This window comes from Rothia sp. HMSC062F03 (assembly GCF_001836905.1).
Taxonomy (GTDB): Bacteria; Actinomycetota; Actinomycetes; order Actinomycetales; family Micrococcaceae; genus Rothia; species Rothia mucilaginosa_A.
The window spans coordinates 203429-218408 of record NZ_KV830861.1 but is presented as its reverse complement, the minus strand read 5'-3'; the positions used below and the strand labels follow the sequence as shown (position 1 = coordinate 218408).

13 protein-coding genes are annotated in these 14980 nt (G+C 60.4%); 3 read left to right on the top strand and 10 right to left on the bottom strand.

Translation table 11 applies throughout. The features are described 5' to 3' along the window. Window positions 1-19: 19 nt before the first annotated feature. The 10 genes from narJ to modA form a co-directional block, all read right to left on the bottom strand. Window positions 20-760: a nitrate reductase molybdenum cofactor assembly chaperone gene (gene narJ / locus HMPREF2674_RS00935; RefSeq protein ID WP_070824576.1), complete on the bottom strand. Its 741-nt coding sequence runs from the start codon at window positions 758-760 to the stop codon at window positions 20-22. Window positions 761-763: 3 nt separating this feature from the next. Continuing rightward, window positions 764-2377 carry a nitrate reductase subunit beta gene (narH, locus tag HMPREF2674_RS00930; RefSeq protein ID WP_070680179.1) on the bottom strand — a complete coding sequence of 538 codons (1614 nt, stop codon included), beginning with the start codon at window positions 2375-2377 and terminating at the stop codon, window positions 764-766. Then, entirely contained in the window at window positions 2377-6096 is a 3720-nt protein-coding gene (locus HMPREF2674_RS00925) for a nitrate reductase subunit alpha (protein WP_049345812.1), read from the bottom strand. Before HMPREF2674_RS00925 ends, narH begins: the two co-directional genes overlap by 1 nt. Window positions 6097-6172: 76 nt before the next feature. Beyond that, on the bottom strand, window positions 6173-7366 hold the full coding sequence (locus HMPREF2674_RS00920; protein ID WP_070824575.1) for a ThiF family adenylyltransferase: 1194 nt from the start codon (window positions 7364-7366) through the stop codon (window positions 6173-6175). 120 nt (window positions 7367-7486) lie between these two features. Then, the gene (locus HMPREF2674_RS00915; RefSeq protein ID WP_049331883.1) at window positions 7487-7993 is read right to left on the bottom strand and encodes a molybdenum cofactor biosynthesis protein MoaE; all 507 of its coding nucleotides are present in this window, start codon (window positions 7991-7993) and stop codon (window positions 7487-7489) included. Next, entirely contained in the window at window positions 7983-8501 is a 519-nt protein-coding gene (locus tag HMPREF2674_RS00910; protein WP_049345777.1) for a MogA/MoaB family molybdenum cofactor biosynthesis protein, read from the bottom strand. Before HMPREF2674_RS00910 ends, HMPREF2674_RS00915 begins: the two co-directional genes overlap by 11 nt. A gap of 56 nt (window positions 8502-8557) precedes the next feature. After that, entirely contained in the window at window positions 8558-9052 is a 495-nt protein-coding gene (gene moaC, locus HMPREF2674_RS00905; protein ID WP_049345775.1) for a cyclic pyranopterin monophosphate synthase MoaC, read from the bottom strand. Window positions 9053-9140: 88 nt separating this feature from the next. Beyond that, window positions 9141-10520 (bottom strand): molybdopterin molybdotransferase MoeA, encoded by a 1380-nt coding sequence (locus HMPREF2674_RS00900; RefSeq protein ID WP_049345772.1) that lies wholly within the window; start codon window positions 10518-10520, stop codon window positions 9141-9143. 99 nt (window positions 10521-10619) lie between these two features. Then, on the bottom strand, window positions 10620-11480 hold the full coding sequence (locus HMPREF2674_RS00895; RefSeq protein WP_070824574.1) for an ABC transporter permease: 861 nt from the start codon (window positions 11478-11480) through the stop codon (window positions 10620-10622). Between the two features lie 163 nt (window positions 11481-11643). Next, entirely contained in the window at window positions 11644-12435 is a 792-nt protein-coding gene (modA, locus tag HMPREF2674_RS00890; protein WP_049345765.1) for a molybdate ABC transporter substrate-binding protein, read from the bottom strand. Between the two features lie 236 nt (window positions 12436-12671). Here modA and moaA point away from each other — a divergent pair, with 236 nt between their 5' ends. From moaA to HMPREF2674_RS00875, 3 genes are all read left to right on the top strand, one after another. Continuing rightward, complete coding sequence (moaA, locus tag HMPREF2674_RS00885; RefSeq protein WP_049345763.1) at window positions 12672-13883, top strand: GTP 3',8-cyclase MoaA; 1212 nt, start codon at window positions 12672-12674, stop codon at window positions 13881-13883. Window positions 13884-13945: 62 nt separating this feature from the next. Next, on the top strand, window positions 13946-14212 hold the full coding sequence (locus HMPREF2674_RS00880) for a MoaD/ThiS family protein (protein ID WP_070824573.1): 267 nt from the start codon (window positions 13946-13948) through the stop codon (window positions 14210-14212). A 1-nt stretch (window position 14213) separates the two neighbouring features. Then, entirely contained in the window at window positions 14214-14918 is a 705-nt protein-coding gene (locus tag HMPREF2674_RS00875) for a molybdenum cofactor guanylyltransferase (protein WP_070824572.1), read from the top strand. Window positions 14919-14980 lie beyond the last annotated feature (62 nt).

Below are 14980 nucleotides of genomic sequence, written 5' to 3'. Positions count from 1 at the left end.
TGTCTCCTCAGGGATAAAACTAGTTAGAACGAGCCTGCGCCTGCTGGAGCAGCTGATAATCAGCGTAACCATTCAGGCCAACAGTCTCGACGGGCGGGCCGTAGCCGGCCATCCGCTGGACCTCTTCCTGGGTCTCGGGAGAGACGCCGGGAAGGGTCGCGCAGATGCTCTGCAACAACCCGTAGTGGGGCAAGCTTCCGTCCTTCATTGCAAGACGGAGAAGCTCAAGGGAAGGACGGTACGCCTGCAGAGCCGAGCGACCCTTACGGCGATCAACCAGCGCACAGAATTCGAGCACCAGCGGCAGGTAATCCGGAAGCTCACCGTTCAAAACGGTCAGCATGCCGGAGTCGCGGTACATCTGCTTGAAACGCAGAAGGGTCTCACCGCGACGGCGAGTATCACCATCAGTCCAGTACGACAGGTGCAGGGAGTGACGACGCGAAAGATCGTATTCCTGCACGTACTCAGACTGCACGTCCTCCAGATCCTTGGAGGTAAGCCACTTCTGCATCGCATCAACAGCTGCGATGAAGGACTCGTCCTCAGTAGCCGCGGTGATGGCGACCAGTTCGGGGAGAACCTCCAGCATCTGCTCATCGGGATAGCCCAGGAGCATAGCGCTGACCTGGTAAATCACCGAGTCCTTGTCTTCGCCGGGTCCGTAGTCGATATCGAACGGATTCTCCGGCTGAGCCGGTTCCGAGGCCTGAGCCTCGGAACCGGCCTTGCCCATGAGCTTGGAAAAGAATCCAGCCACTTATTACTTCTTTCCGGTGGTATTCGGGAAGAGGCCGTCGGGGCGGGAAGAACCGTCCCAGCTGAACAAGCTGACCTTGTTGTTAGCCTCGTAGACACCGGTGGACACGGGGGTCGGGCGACCCTCCATGTCGTTGAACGCATCGCCGTACATGCCGGGTCCGCCATCCACGCTCAGGGAGCAGCCCATTTCCTCGAGGTTGTGGGCGTCCTCCATGTGAGCCTTCGGAATGACGTAACGCTCGTTGTACTTTGCGATAGCCATCAGACGGTACATTTCGTAGATCTGCTGACCGGTCATGCCAACCGCCTGGGCAATCTCCTCATTGCCTTCGCCACCGAGGTTGATGTCACGCATGTACGAACGCATAGCAGCCAGGCGACGCAGAACGTTCGTCACGACCTCGGTATCACCTGCGGTGAACAGCTCAGCCAGGTATTCCACCGGAATACGCAGAGCCTCAATAGCACCGAAGAGGTTGTTGCTGTTCTCAGCGTCGTGGCCCTGCTCCTTGAGCAGGTCGACAATCGGGGACAGCGGCGGCACGTACCAAACCATCGGCATGGTGCGGTACTCGGGGTGCAGGGGCAGAGCCACCTTCCACTCCTTGGCCAGCTTGTACACGGGAGACTTCTGAGCCGCAGTAATCCACGCATCGGGGATGTCGTTCTTACGCGCCTGCTCAATCACGGCCGGGTCGTTAGGATCAAGCATCAGCGACAGCTGAGCCTCGTAGAGATCCTTCTCGTCCGGAACCGAAGCAGCCTCGGTCACACGGTCTGCGTCGTACAGGAAGACACCGATGTAGCGCATACGACCCACGCAGGTCTCAGCACACACGGTCGGGATACCAGCCTCAATACGGGGGTAGCAGAAGGTACACTTCTCAGCCTTACCCGTCTTGTGGTTGAAGTACACCTTCTTGTAGGGGCAACCGGTGATGCACTGACGCCAACCACGGCAACGGTCCTGGTCCACCAGCACGATACCGTCCTCGGCGCGCTTGTAGATAGCGCCGGAGGGGCAGGAAGCCATGCAGGAGGGGTTTAGGCAGTGCTCACAAATACGAGGCAGATAGAACATGAAGGTCTGCTCGAACTCGAACTTAATCTTGTCCTCAGCCTTCTTGCGGACCTTCTCAACCAGCGGGTCCAGGTGACCATACTCGGTTGCACCAGCCAGGTTGTCGTCCCAGTTCATACCCCACTCGACCTTGGTGTCCTCACCGGTGATGAGGGAGACCGGCTTTGCTGCCGGGAAGTCATCACCGAGGGGCGCGGTGGTCAGGTTCTGGTAATCGTAAGTCCAGGGCTCGTAGTAGTCGCTGAGCTCGGGCTGAATCGGGGAAGCGAAGATCGAGAAGAGCTTCTGGAAGCGGTTACCGCTCTTGAGCTCCAGACGACCGCGCTTGTTCAGCACCCAGCCGCCCTTCCACTTTTCCTGGTCCTCGTAACGGCGGGGGTAACCCTGACCGGGACGAGTCTCAACGTTGTTGAACCAGACGTACTCGGTACCGGCTCGGTTCGTCCATGCCTGCTTACAGGTCACGGAGCAGGTGTGGCAGCCGATGCACTTATCGAGTGCCATCACCATAGCAACTTGTGCCATAACGCGCATTAGAAAGTTACCTCCTGGGACTTACGGCGACGGATGTACGAGACGATGTCTCGCTGGTTACCGGTCGGTCCAAGATAGTTGAAGGCGAACGCCAAGTGAGCGTAGCCACCAATCATGTGGGTGGGCTTCAGCAGAATACGGGTCACCGAGTTGTGAATACCACCGCGCTTGCCGGTGATTTCAGACTTCGGGCTGACCATACGCTCCTGAGCGTGGTAAACGAAGGAGATACCCTCGGGGATACGGTGCGAGACAACCGCACGACCCACGAAGACACCGTTGGTGTTCACGCACTCAACCCATTCGCCGTCCTTGACGCCAATCTTCTCGGCGTCCTGGGGGCTCATCCAAGCGACCGGACCACCACGGAACATGGTCAGCATGTACTGGTTGTCGAAGTACTGCGAGTGGATAGCCCACTTGTTGTGCGGGGTCAGGTAGCGAACAGCAACCGAAACACCATCGGTCGTGCCGAGCTCGGGCTCGTTGTACAGACCGGTCATGTCCAGCGGCGGACGGTAAATCGGCAGGGCCTCGCCCATCTCGTGCATCCAGTCATGGTCGAGGAAGAAGTGCATACGGCCGGTCAGGGTGTGGAACGGCTTCTTCTTCTCGATGTTGACAGTGAACGGAGCGTAGCGGCGACCGCCGGTCTCCGAACCGGACCACTCGGGAGAGGTCATCACGGGCTGCGGTGCGGCCTGGGTCATGGGGAAGGTGATACGACGTTCCTCGTTACCCTCTGCCAGGTCCATCAGGTGCAGACCGGTCTGCTTCTCGAGCTCCTTGAAGCCCTTGACAGCAACCTCACCGTTCGAAGTACCCGAAATCATCAGGATGGCTTCGGCAATCTTCACGTCGGTGTCCAGTGCGGGACGGCCTGCGCCCTTACCGGAGTCCATCACGCCAAATTCCTTAGCCATCTTGGCAACTTCGTGCTTCAGATCGTAGGTGACGTACTTGGTGGTCGCACCGAGCTTGTCGAACAGCGGACCAACGGTGGTGTACATGTCGTACAGTGCACCGTAGTCACGCTCAACGGTGACGAAGTTCGGCATGTTCTTACCGGGAACGCCCACCATACCGGGGGTGTTCTTCCAGTCGGGTGCGTGACCGCCGGGCTGAGCAATCTGGCCCGGGGTATCGTGCTGCAGCGGGACCGAGACGATGTCCTTGCGGACGCCCAGGTGCTTCTTCGCCATACGAGAGAACTCGAATGCGAGAGCCTTAAAGGTCTCGTGGTCGGTCTTTGCCTCCCACGGCGGGTCAATTGCCGGGGAGAACGCGTGCAGGAACGGGTGCATATCGGTCGAGGAGATATCGTGCTTCTCGTACCAGGTAGCGGTCGGCAGAACGATATCGGACAGCAGGGTCGTGGAGGTCATACGGAAGTCCGAAGTGACCAGCAGGTCCAGCTTGCCCTGGGGAGCCTCGTCAACCCACTTAACTTCCTTCGGGTGGGTCTCTGCGTCTTCACCCTGGACGTTGTCCATGCTACCGACGAGGTGCTTCAGGAAGTAGCTCTCACCCTTTGCAGAGGAACCGAAGAGGTTCGAACGCCACAGGGTCAGGGTACGGGGCCAGTTGACGGGGTTGTCAACGTCCTCGACGGAGAACTCCAGGTCACCGGAGTTCAGGCGCTGAGCAATGTAGTCTGCGTTCGAGGATGCCTCGCCACGTGCCACTGCCTGCTCTGCCTTGTCAGCCAGGTCCATCGAGTTCTCGGGGAACTGCGGGTAGAACGGCATCCAGCCCATGCGGGTGGAGCGTGCCACGACGTCAGCGGTGTGAACGTTGCGCAGCTCGCCCTTAGCCAGCGGGGACTGCAGGTAGTCGGTGGAGTATGCGTCCTGACGGAACTGGTCAGTGTGCATGTACCAGAAGCCGGTACCAATCATGTGACGCGGCGGACGGCTCCAGTCCAGTGCGTTTGCAATGTTGGTCAGACCGGTCAGCGGACGTGCCTTCTCCTGGCCCACGTAGTGAGCCCAACCGCCGCCGTTACGACCCTGGCAACCGGTCAGGTTCAGCAGGGCGAGGATAGCGCGGTATGTGGTGTCAGCGTGGTACCACTGGCAGATACCCGCACCGAAAATCACCATGGAACGGCCGCCGGAATCCAGGGCGCTCTTAGCGAACTCACGGGCAATGCGGATAACGGCCTCGGCGGGCACGGAGGTAATCGGCTCCTGCCATGCCGGGGTGTTCTGAACGCTCCAGTCGTCGTAGTCCTTAGCCCAGGTACCGGGCAGGCCCTCACGGCCAACACCGTACTGTGCCAGCATGATGTCGAAGACGGTGGTGACCTCGTGGCCCTCAACGTAGGCAACAGGCACACCACGGGTGATGACGTCGCCGTGACCCTTCGGGTCGTCGAAGGTCGGCATCTTAATCTCGACGGCAGCGGACTCGCCCTGGGGCAGGTCGCGGATCGACAGAATCGGCTTGCGGCCCTGCAGGTCCAGGTTCCACTTGCCCTGGTCCTCGGCTGCGTAGCGGTGACCCATGGTGCCGTTAGGAACGAAGACCTCACCGGTCTCGCGGTCCATCAGGACAGGCTTGAAGTCGGAGTTAGCCTGCTCAGCCTCGCCAGCGAGCTTAGCTGCGGTCAGGAACTTAGAGGGAACCTTCACACCGTCTTCACGGGTCTCCAGAGTGACCAGGAAGGGAAGGTCGGTGTAGGTCAGGGAGAAGTCCTCGAAGAACTCGACACGCTGGTCGACGTAGTTTTCCTTGAGGATAACGTGGCCCATAGCCATTGCCAGCGCTGCGTCGGTACCTGCCTGTGCGGGCAGCCACTCGTCAGCGAACTTGGTGTTGTCGGCGTAGTCGGGGCTCACGGTGACAACCTTGGTACCGCGGTAGCGGACCTCGGAGACCCAGTGGGCATCCGGGGTACGGGTCAGCGGAACGTTTGCACCCCACATGATGAGGTACGCAGCGTCCCACCAGTCACCGGACTCGGGAACGTCGGTCTGGTCACCGAAGACCTGCGGGGAAGCCACGGGGAGGTCGGCGTACCAGTCGTAGAAGCTGGTCATCACGCCACCCATCAGCTGGATGTAGCGAACACCCGCGCTGAAGGAGACCATGGACATTGCCGGAATCGGGGTGAAGCCGGTGTTGCGGTCGGGACCGTAGTACTTAATGGTGTGCACGTGGGCAGCGGCCATCAGTTCGAGAGCCTCAGCCCAGGTCGAGCGCACCAAACCGCCCTTACCGCGGGCGTTCACGTAGCGGGAACGCTTAGCGGGGTCGGACACGATGGAGTGGAAGGCGTCCACGGGATCGCTGTGGATAGCCTTTGCCTCGCGGTACATTTCCAGCAGGGGACCGCGAATGTAGGGGTACTTAACTCGGGTGGGCGAGTAGGTGTACCACGAGAAGGCTGCACCGCGGGGGCAACCGCGGGGCTCGTACTCGGGGCGATCGGGGCCAACCGAGGGGTAGTCAGTTTCCTGCGCCTCCCAGGTGATAATGCCGTCCTTGACGTACACCTTCCAGGAGCAGGAGCCGGTGCAGTTCACGCCGTGGGTCGAGCGAACTTCCTTATCGTGGCTCCAACGGTCGCGGTAGAAGGCGTCACCTTCGCGGCCGCCTTCACGGAAGACGGCGCGGCCGTCGTCAGTCTCGTCCCAGCGGGAGAAGAACTTACCGAACTTAATCAGCTGATCGGTAAGGGGGCCGTCCGGGCCCTTAATCTGTGATGCTTGTTCCATACTGCCAATATATCGGAAATTCAGCATAGAAAATACAGAATAAAAACCTATCCTAATTAAGATTTTAAAAGGTCATCTAAACCGTAAGCCAGGCCGAAATTCCGCCTTCGAGCATACGCACCGGACGGTCTTCCAAGGGCGCTATCTCACGTGCCGCTTCAACCGTTCGCGTATACCCGGTGCAGTAAATAACGATTTCTCGAGCGTTTGTAGGGATTTTACGCCCAATTAGCGCCTTTAAATCACCTTTTCGAGACGATTCCAGAATCTCCGTCAGGGGTAGGTTAATCGCCCCCTCTATAGCAAAAGCAGCAAATTCGACTCGTTCTCGAACATCCAAAAGGGCAATCTTTTCGCCCTCTGGCATCGTTTTAAGCTCCCGAGCACTCACCACAGAGGGGGTAGAAGGTATGGAAGAGCCAGTTAAATCATTTGGAATATTACGAATTATTACGCGATTTTGGGCCTTCTTGTTCGTTTTTTGGGGCAATTCAGGCGTTTTCTTAGGCTCAGCTTGCGCACTAGCTACAAGGGGTATATATTCCCACCTTCCACCTAATGCCGAATATAGGCCTACCTCACCTATAAGGGGGTTACCCACCCCCGTCAAAAGCTTTACAGCTTCCATCGCCATCGCGGCACCCACAACACCCGCCATAGCCCCCACGACCCCCGCGGTACTGCACGAGGGCACGCTCCCCTCAGCGGGAGCATGAGGATAAAGGTCTTCGTACACCGGGCCGTGGCCTGCCCAGAAAACACTGAGCTGCGCATCGAATCCAAGAATGGCGGCCCACACGTGAGGAATACCGGCTCGAGCTGCAGCCTCCGATACCAGGTAACGCGACTCAAAGTTATCGCTGCCATCGAGCACGAGATCTGCGCCGGCCAGCAGTTCATCAACGTTCTCAGCCGCCAGGCGTGCGCACACCGCATCAACCTGAATGTGAGGATTCAGAGCGCGAAGAGACTCCGCCGCCGATTCAGCCTTGGAGTTGCCCACGCGAGCATACGTGTGAATCACTTGGCGGTGCAGGTTGGAAGTATCCACCCGATCGTCGTCGATCACAACGATGTGCCCCACACCTGCACCCGCCAGATATAGCAGAGAAGGAGCCCCCAGGCCGCCGGCTCCCAGCACCACCACACGCGCGCCCTTGAGTGCCAGCTGGGCCTCGTACCCCATCTCGGGCAGAATCAGCTGACGAGAGTAAAACGCACGCTCGGCGGCAGAGAGCTCGCTCGCGCTACGAGAGGTGTGAGAAGACATAGGGGTTCCTCGCATCAAATAGTAGAGATGGTTTGAATTTTAGGGGTCCAAGCTTCAAGGAGAATAAGCCTGCCCGAGAGAAATCCCCCTGACAGGCTTATATTCAGAATATTCAGAAGGCTAGACGGACGAAGTATCCACGCCAACCCACTCGATGCTTCCATCGAGCAGTTCCTGTTCCTTCCAAATCGGCACGCGAGCCTTCACCCGGTCAGCCACCAGCTCGCAGGCATCAAACGCGCGACCACGGTGAGCAGCCGCCGCCATCACGGTCAGAGCCGACTCGCCGATGGCGATGGGTCCAACGCGGTGTACCGCCCACAAGCGCACACCGTCCAGCTCGGCAGCCACCTCGGCAGCCACCTCGGCAATATACTCACGAGCCTGCGGATGCGCGCTGTAAGACAGCCCGCGCACCGCGCTACCGTGATCATGGTTGCGCACAATGCCGTCAAAAATTACCAGGGCACCCATGGCGTCAGTCATAACCTCAGCCTTAGCCGCTGCGTACAGCGGTTCCAGGGGCGCCTCCGTAATATCGGTGAACACCACGGTCGAGCCGCTCGGCTCAGCACCGTGCGCGCCCGAATGATCCAAGGGTTCTTCCTTCTGCGGCTTAGTGGTCATGGTAGTCCTCCATCTGGCGGCAAATGTGCTCGACCAGCGGATCAAGAGTGGTCACGCCATCCTTTACACCGCCGCGCGATCCCGGCAGGGTCATCACGAAGGTACGGTCAATCACGCCGGCTACACCGCGAGAGAGAACAGCTGAAGAAACATTCTTCAGACCGTTCATCCAGAAGGCGTGCATAATACCGGGGATTTCCTTATCGAGGTGCGGGCGCACGGCCTCCACGGTCTGATCATCAGAATTCAAGCCAGTACCACCGCTGGTCAGAATAAAAGTCGGCAGGTTACCGTTCTTCTTACCCTCGGCCACCAGGTTGTTGAAGTAATCGATAATCTCGCGGTCCTCAATCACCACGGGATCCGGGGTCTCGAAACCGCGCGAGCGTAGCCACTCCACCGCGATGGGGCCGGACTTATCCTCGTAGATACCGCGAGCCGCACGCGTCGAGGCGACAATCACCAGACCGGTCAGGTTCTCAGGCATCGTGAAATCGTCAGTGCTCATTGAATACTTTCCTCCTTTGGGACGGCGCACCACTACGCCAACCCCGTTTCTTCATTCTACGAATCTGCGCGCACGGACCAATCGCCGGACTTACCGCCGCTCTTCTCCAGGACCCGAATATCGGTAATCACGGCGTGCTTGTCAACGGCTTTAATCATGTCGAAGACGGTCAGCGCGGCCGAGGAAACCGCGGTCAGCGCCTCCATCTCAACACCGGTCACACCGCGAGTCTTGACGGACGCCTCGATACGCACAAAGTCGGGTCCGCGCTCGAAATCCACCGTAATCTTGCCCAGGGGCAGCGGGTGGCAGAGCGGAATGATCTCGGGAGTGCGCTTGGCGCCCATAATGCCCGCAACGCGCGCCACAGGCAGAGCATCGCCCTTGGGCAGGTCGGCGTCAAAAATCTTCTCGATGACGTCCGGGCGGGTGTGGACGGTTGCCTCAGCCACCGCGGTGCGGGTGGTTACGGATTTTTCCGTCACATCGACCATGTGTGCCGAGCCGTCGGCGCGCACATGGGTGAGGTCCTGTTCGGGGGTAGAGGTCATCGTGTCTCCTGGAATCTATAAATTGACGTATCGTGTTCGTCGATAGAGCACCGTAGGGGCTACCTCGGCGCGTCTCAAGGGGTGTCTATTAATCGTCGGTAAGGCGGATACGGTGGTAGGGCACGGCCTCTCCCCCGGTGTACGTCATGCCCGGGGAAAGTTCGATGAGCACGTCGGCCTGGGCTGCGCGATGCAGCAGGTGCGAACCGGAGAGGACGTCCGGATACAGCTCCACGCGGTAGGTGCCCGGCTCGGTTTCCACCATGGCGAGGGTGCCGCGCAGGAACTGGCGCTTAGTCGGCGGTGCGGTGAGCGAAGTATCGGTCACCAGCACGCCGCGGGGTGCGTTATCAAGGGTGGCCTGCTCGGAGGCTACCGCGTGGGGTACGCCGTAGGGGCCGCCAGCGCGCAGGTAGGGGCGCAGAATCAGCGCGTAGGAGATGAGGGTACTCACGGGGTTGCCGGGGAAGGAAATCATGGGGACGCGGTGCCCCTTGAAGTCCAGGACGTTCACGCCCTGGGGACCGCCGGGCTGCTGGCTCACGTGGCCGAACCATGAGACGGGCACCAGGATGTCCGCCTCGTGCGCCTTAGCAATGGCGTTACGCACAACCTCGTACTTGCCGTGGCTGATACCGCCGGACGTAATAATGATGTCCGGTTTGAAGGATTCGTACTCGGCAGCCAGGCGGTGTAGCAGTTCAACGGGGTCGTCACCGATTGCGATACGGCGAACCGTCGCGCCGTCCTCACGTAGCATGGCGCTGAGCATCGGACCGTTGGCGTCAAAAATCTGGCCCTGCGCGAGGTCGTCCGGGGAGGCGTTGTCCTCACCGGCGGTACCGGAGCGAATCTCGTCGCCGCCGGTGCACACCAGCACGCGAGGACCCGCCGCAACGGTCAAACGTGCGTACCCCTGGGAGGCGAGCGCGCCCAGCAGAGCGGGGGTCACACGCTGTCCGGCGCGGGCAAGCACCTGGCCGGTCACAACATCCTCGCCGCGGCGGCGCACGAACTGCCCCACGCGGCCGGTGGCCAGCTTAATCTTCTCGCTGGGACGGCCGAAAGACTCGGGAAGGTCGGGGTACTCGATACGTTCCGACTGCTCCACGGGAATCACCGCATCGTATCCCTTGGGGATGGGAGCGCCGGTCATAATCGGGTAGGTCAGGTCATCGGATGCGCGGGAGCGCTGCAGGGGCCGACCCGCGGGAATCTCGCGGCCGATCGTAAAGATGCGGTCCTCACGATCGACGGCAGCCGCGGTGAGCGCGTAGCCGTCCATCTGCGAGTTGTCGAAGCTGGGCACATCCATGCGGGCGGTGACATCCTGGGCGAGGATTCGGCCTGCCGCATGATCGAGAGGAACGGTCTCCGCCGTGCCGATGAAGACCTCCCTCAGGAGAAGGGCCAGGTAGGCGCGGTATTCCTCGGTGTTGGGAGTTCCGTTGAACTCAGGAGCGATCATTGCGGTTCCTATCGTGCGACATACGGATATAAACAGTGTACGGTGCACCCGGGGGCGGGTAAATACAGTGCCACCTAACGGCCTGCCCCCGTAACTTGGCTACCCGAGGCGCTCGCGTAGCTTCTTGAGCGTGCGAGCCAGGCCCAGCACGCCAAAGATTCCCAGGTAGAGGCTGATGAGGATGAGAGCACTACCCAGGGCGCTCGGGAGGTCACTACTGTTGATGGCCAGGTCAATCGCGAGGGGAATAGTCTGGGTTTTACCCTGCACGTTACCGGCAAAGGTAACGGTTGCACCGTACTCACCCAGCGCACGAGCAAAGGAGAGCAGAAAAGCGGTGGCAAGACCGGGAGCCGCCAGGGGCAGGAGCACCTTAAAAGTCACCTCGGCGGGACCGGCACCCTCGACCAGCGCGATTTCCTCGTACTCGCGGGGAATGGCCTGCAACGTGGTAACCGCGGTGGCCACGAAGAAGGGAAGAGCCACAAAGGTCTGCGCAATAATCACGGCGTTCGAGGTGAAGGGAATCGAAATACCAGCCTGATAGAGGTACGAGCCGATTAGACCCTTACGGCCCCAGAAGAAGAGCAGCCCCAGACCCGAAACCACCGGGGAGAGAATCACCGGGGTGTAGATGATGGCGTAGAGAACCGCACCGAATCGGTGCAGGCGCGAACGATTCAGCACCTTGGACAGGAGCAGGGAGATGGGGGCACCCAGAAGACCGCAAATCAGGGTTGAGACGGCAGCCGTTGAGAGCGAAAGATTGGCCGCGCCCATCACCTGCGGAGTGAAGACGGTCCCGAGCTGGCTCCACGGGACGTTAAGGAACAGGCCCAGGAGCGGACCGGCAATCACCAGAAGACCAATGAAAGCTGGGATGGTGAAGGAGCGAGGAACCGACGCAAAAAGACGAGCCGGAGATCGCGGCGCGCGGCGGGCAGGAGAAGATACAGACATGGATTCGTGAGGGGTTGGGGGCGAAGGCGGTGGATGGGAGTGGGTATCCCACAAGTAGTGGGTAAAAGTTGGGACGGGATGCGGTGGCACACTTCTATAAGGTGCCACCGCATCCCCGCTTTTCGCGCTAACCCCGCTGAGCGGGCGGGTTAGCGTTTACAGACTACTTGGTGGTGTTGAAGCCGTAGCCGGCGAGAATCTTCTTGGCCTCGTCGGAGGTCTTCAGCCACTCGTTGAACTTCTTAGCGGCATCTGAGGATGCGCCGGTCTTGCTCAGCGCTGCAGGGTATTCGTTGGGCTCAACGTCCGGCAGGTCGACAGAACCGAGGTTTACGCCCTTCTTCTTGGCAGCTGCGAGGTCGGTGGTGTAGATGAAGCCCGCATCGGCGTTACCGGTGGTGACCTTGGTGGCCACGTCGGTGACCTTACCCTCGGTGGTTGCGTTCTTGAGGGTGATGTCGTGCTTCTTCAGCTCTTCGTGTGCCAGGGTGCCGCAGGGGACGTCTTCCTTGCAGACTGCGACGACGCCTTCGGTGGTCTTCAGGTCGTCGAGGCTGTTGATCTTACCGGGGTTGCCTTCAGCGGTAACGAGAACCAGCTTGTTGGTGACCAGAACGGTGGAGTCGGATCCAGAGAACTCGTCCAGCTTCTTAGCCTTGTCCATGTTCTTGGTGTCTGCGGTGATAAGCATGTCGGGGGTTGCGCCCTGCTCGATCTGGGTGACGAGCTTTGCGGAGCCCTCGTAGACGAAGGTGATGTCAACGCCGGGGTTAGCTGCCTCGTAGGCCTTCTCCAGGTCGGCGCCCGCATTGTTCAGGGATGCTGCGGCGAAGACCTGAATCTTGCCGGAGGATGCCTGAGATGCAGCGGAGGAAGAGGCCTGGGAAGAGCCGCAACCGGTCAGGGCCAGGGTTGCAGCAGCCAGTGCGCTAAGAGCGGCGAGAGGAGTCTTCATGAAAGTACTTTGTCCTTGAACTAGTCGTGTTAGTTGCATGAGGTGAGGTGCTCCACGCGAGGCTTTTGTGACAATTTATGTACGCCCCCTAGCTTGCGTACACCATGACACGTTATCGCGGTTTCTTTGGGTCACCGCGAATGTAACTTACCCTTCACACACTATGTAATGGGTCTTCGAACGTGGAATAATCATATTGTTACCCGAAATATACTAATTTTCTACATAGGTTTTCCATGGCGTACACGGCAGATTCTGGCCGCTCTCAGCTGATTGCAGGCCCTTTGTTAAGCACCTTATCTTCTGCGGATAACAGCGGTGCTGCTTTTGTGACGCCCGAAAAATCTGAGACCTCCACAAAGCCGCGGAGGAAGCTCCCAAATATTACGAACAGCGGTCCGCTCCTCGACCGCTGGGGACGCACCGCAACCGACCTGCGCATCTCATTAACCGATAAATGTAATCTTCGTTGCATTTATTGCATGCCGGCCGATGGACTGCAGTGGCTCCCCAAGGAAAACCTGCTTTCCGCCGAAGAAATTGCGCGCCTTGCAGATATTGCTATCTCCCAGCTGGGCGTCGAAGAGATTCGCTTCACGGGCGGTGAACCCCTCGTCCGCGCTGATTTGGTCGACATTATCTCCCGCATCCATCAGGAGCACCCCGAGGTTCCCCTGTCCATTACGACCAACGGCATCGGCCTGGACAAGCGGGCCGCAGCCCTTGCCGAGGCCGGGCTGACCCGCATCAACGTCTCGCTGGATACCATCTGCCGCGAGACCTTCGCCGAGCTCACCCGACGCGACAAGCTGGAGGCCGTGCTCAAGGGTATCGACGGCGCCGCCGAAGCCGGCCTATGGCCCATCAAGATTAATGCCGTGCTCATGCCCGGCCTCAACGACGGGCAGGCTCCCGAGCTCCTCGAGTGGGCGCTCAAGGGTGGCTACCAGCTGCGCTTCATCGAGCAGATGCCCCTGGACGCAGACAACCGCTGGACCCGCGAGGGCACCATCACCGCTGCTGAGATTCGAGAGAAGCTTTCGGCCGCCTACGTGCTCGGTTCGGTACGCGAAGCACGCGGCGATTCCCCCGCCCGGCTGTGGGAGGTCTACCCGCTCGGCACCGTGCTGGATGAGGCGGGGTTCCCCGTCGACGGCACCGAATCCCTGGGCCGCGTGGGCATCATCGCTTCGGTGACCGAGTCCTTCTGCGGCGCCTGCACCCGCACCCGCCTAACGGCCGACGGCAAGATCCGTTCCTGCCTCTTCTCCGATACCGAGACCGACCTCATGCAGCTATTGCGCTCCGGCGCCACGGACGATGAGCTGGCCCTGCGCTGGCGTGAAGGCATGTGGTTCAAACCGCGCGCCCACGGCAAGGAAGACGCAGATTTCGATATTGAGGAATTTGCCAAGGCGAGCCGCTCCATGAGCGCCATCGGAGGCTAACCCCTAGCCGCCCCGCGCACCCCCTTGTTTTTCGCGCCCCCTCGTATAGCATTAGGAGCATGATGCAGGTTCATTTCTTTGCTGCCGCGCGCGCGGCGGCGGGTACCGCCGAGCTGTCGGTGGCCCCGAGCGACATTGATTCGCCGACCCTGGGCGCGCTCATCGCCTACCTGGGCCGGGAGCTTACGGGGACCACCCCCTCCGGCCTGACTCTGGCCCAGGTTATGGAGCAGTGTTCCTTCCTGGTCAACGGCACCCACTCCGATGCCGACGCGCCGCTAACCGATGGCGATCGAGTTGACGTCCTTCCCCCCTTCGCGGGCGGTTAAGATGAGCGATTCTTCACCGTCGCCCGCCGCGATTCCCCCGATTCTTCCCGAGTACCCCGAGTTCTCCTGCGCCGCGGTTGTCGTGGCCGGCGGGCAGTCCAGCCGCCTGGGGCATGTGCCCAAGGCCTCGCTCTCGGACGGCACGAACACGCTTCTCGACTGTGCTTTGCAGGCGGTACGGCAGGCCTCGCCGCGAGTTGTGGTCGGGCCCGATACCCTGCCCGTCCCCTCCGACGTTCTACTCACCCGAGAAAACCCACCCTTCTCTGGACCGGCCGCGGCCATTCACGCAGGCCTAGAACGTATGGCGGCCCAATGCGAGGGCTCAGGTGCCCCGACGCCGAAATGGTGCCTCATCCTGGGTGTTGATACCCCGCGCATCGCTCCCGCGGTACAGCGACTTATGCGTACCGCCGCGGCCAACGATGCGACTGCCCGACCTCTCAGCCATGAGGGGGATTCCCCCGCGTCCGAGGGCTTCTGGGGGGTTTCTGAGGGCATCTACCAGCCACTGGTGGGTATCTACCGTTATGAGAGCATCCGTTCGGTGTTTTCAGAGGGCACCACCGACGCCTCCGTCCGTTCCTTCCTGCGCCGTCTCAACCCGGTCAACGTTGAGCTCTCCGCCCAGCACACCGCCGATGTCGATACCTGGGAGCAAGCGGAGCGACTGGGGTACACCACTTCCCTGTGGTCTAGCTACTAGACCGCCCCGCTACCACGGGCATCTACTTTCAGCGGCCAACTAGCGCCGCTTCAGCACACACG

Coding starts and splice junctions, on each gene's coding strand:
- narH (WP_070680179.1), bottom strand. CDS start 2,377: ATGCGCGTTATGGCACAAGTTGCTATGGTGATGGCACTCGATAAGTGC.
- HMPREF2674_RS00925 (WP_049345812.1), bottom strand. CDS start 6,096: ATGGAACAAGCATCACAGATTAAGGGCCCGGACGGCCCCCTTACCGAT.
- HMPREF2674_RS00920 (WP_070824575.1), bottom strand. CDS start 7,366: ATGTCTTCTCACACCTCTCGTAGCGCGAGCGAGCTCTCTGCCGCCGAG.
- HMPREF2674_RS00915 (WP_049331883.1), bottom strand. CDS start 7,993: ATGACCACTAAGCCGCAGAAGGAAGAACCCTTGGATCATTCGGGCGCG.
- HMPREF2674_RS00910 (WP_049345777.1), bottom strand. CDS start 8,501: ATGAGCACTGACGATTTCACGATGCCTGAGAACCTGACCGGTCTGGTG.
- moaC (WP_049345775.1), bottom strand. CDS start 9,052: ATGACCTCTACCCCCGAACAGGACCTCACCCATGTGCGCGCCGACGGC.
- HMPREF2674_RS00900 (WP_049345772.1), bottom strand. CDS start 10,520: ATGATCGCTCCTGAGTTCAACGGAACTCCCAACACCGAGGAATACCGC.
- HMPREF2674_RS00895 (WP_070824574.1), bottom strand. CDS start 11,480: ATGTCTGTATCTTCTCCTGCCCGCCGCGCGCCGCGATCTCCGGCTCGT.
- modA (WP_049345765.1), bottom strand. CDS start 12,435: ATGAAGACTCCTCTCGCCGCTCTTAGCGCACTGGCTGCTGCAACCCTG.
- moaA (WP_049345763.1), top strand. CDS start 12,672: ATGGCGTACACGGCAGATTCTGGCCGCTCTCAGCTGATTGCAGGCCCT.
- HMPREF2674_RS00880 (WP_070824573.1), top strand. CDS start 13,946: ATGCAGGTTCATTTCTTTGCTGCCGCGCGCGCGGCGGCGGGTACCGCC.
- HMPREF2674_RS00875 (WP_070824572.1), top strand. CDS start 14,214: ATGAGCGATTCTTCACCGTCGCCCGCCGCGATTCCCCCGATTCTTCCC.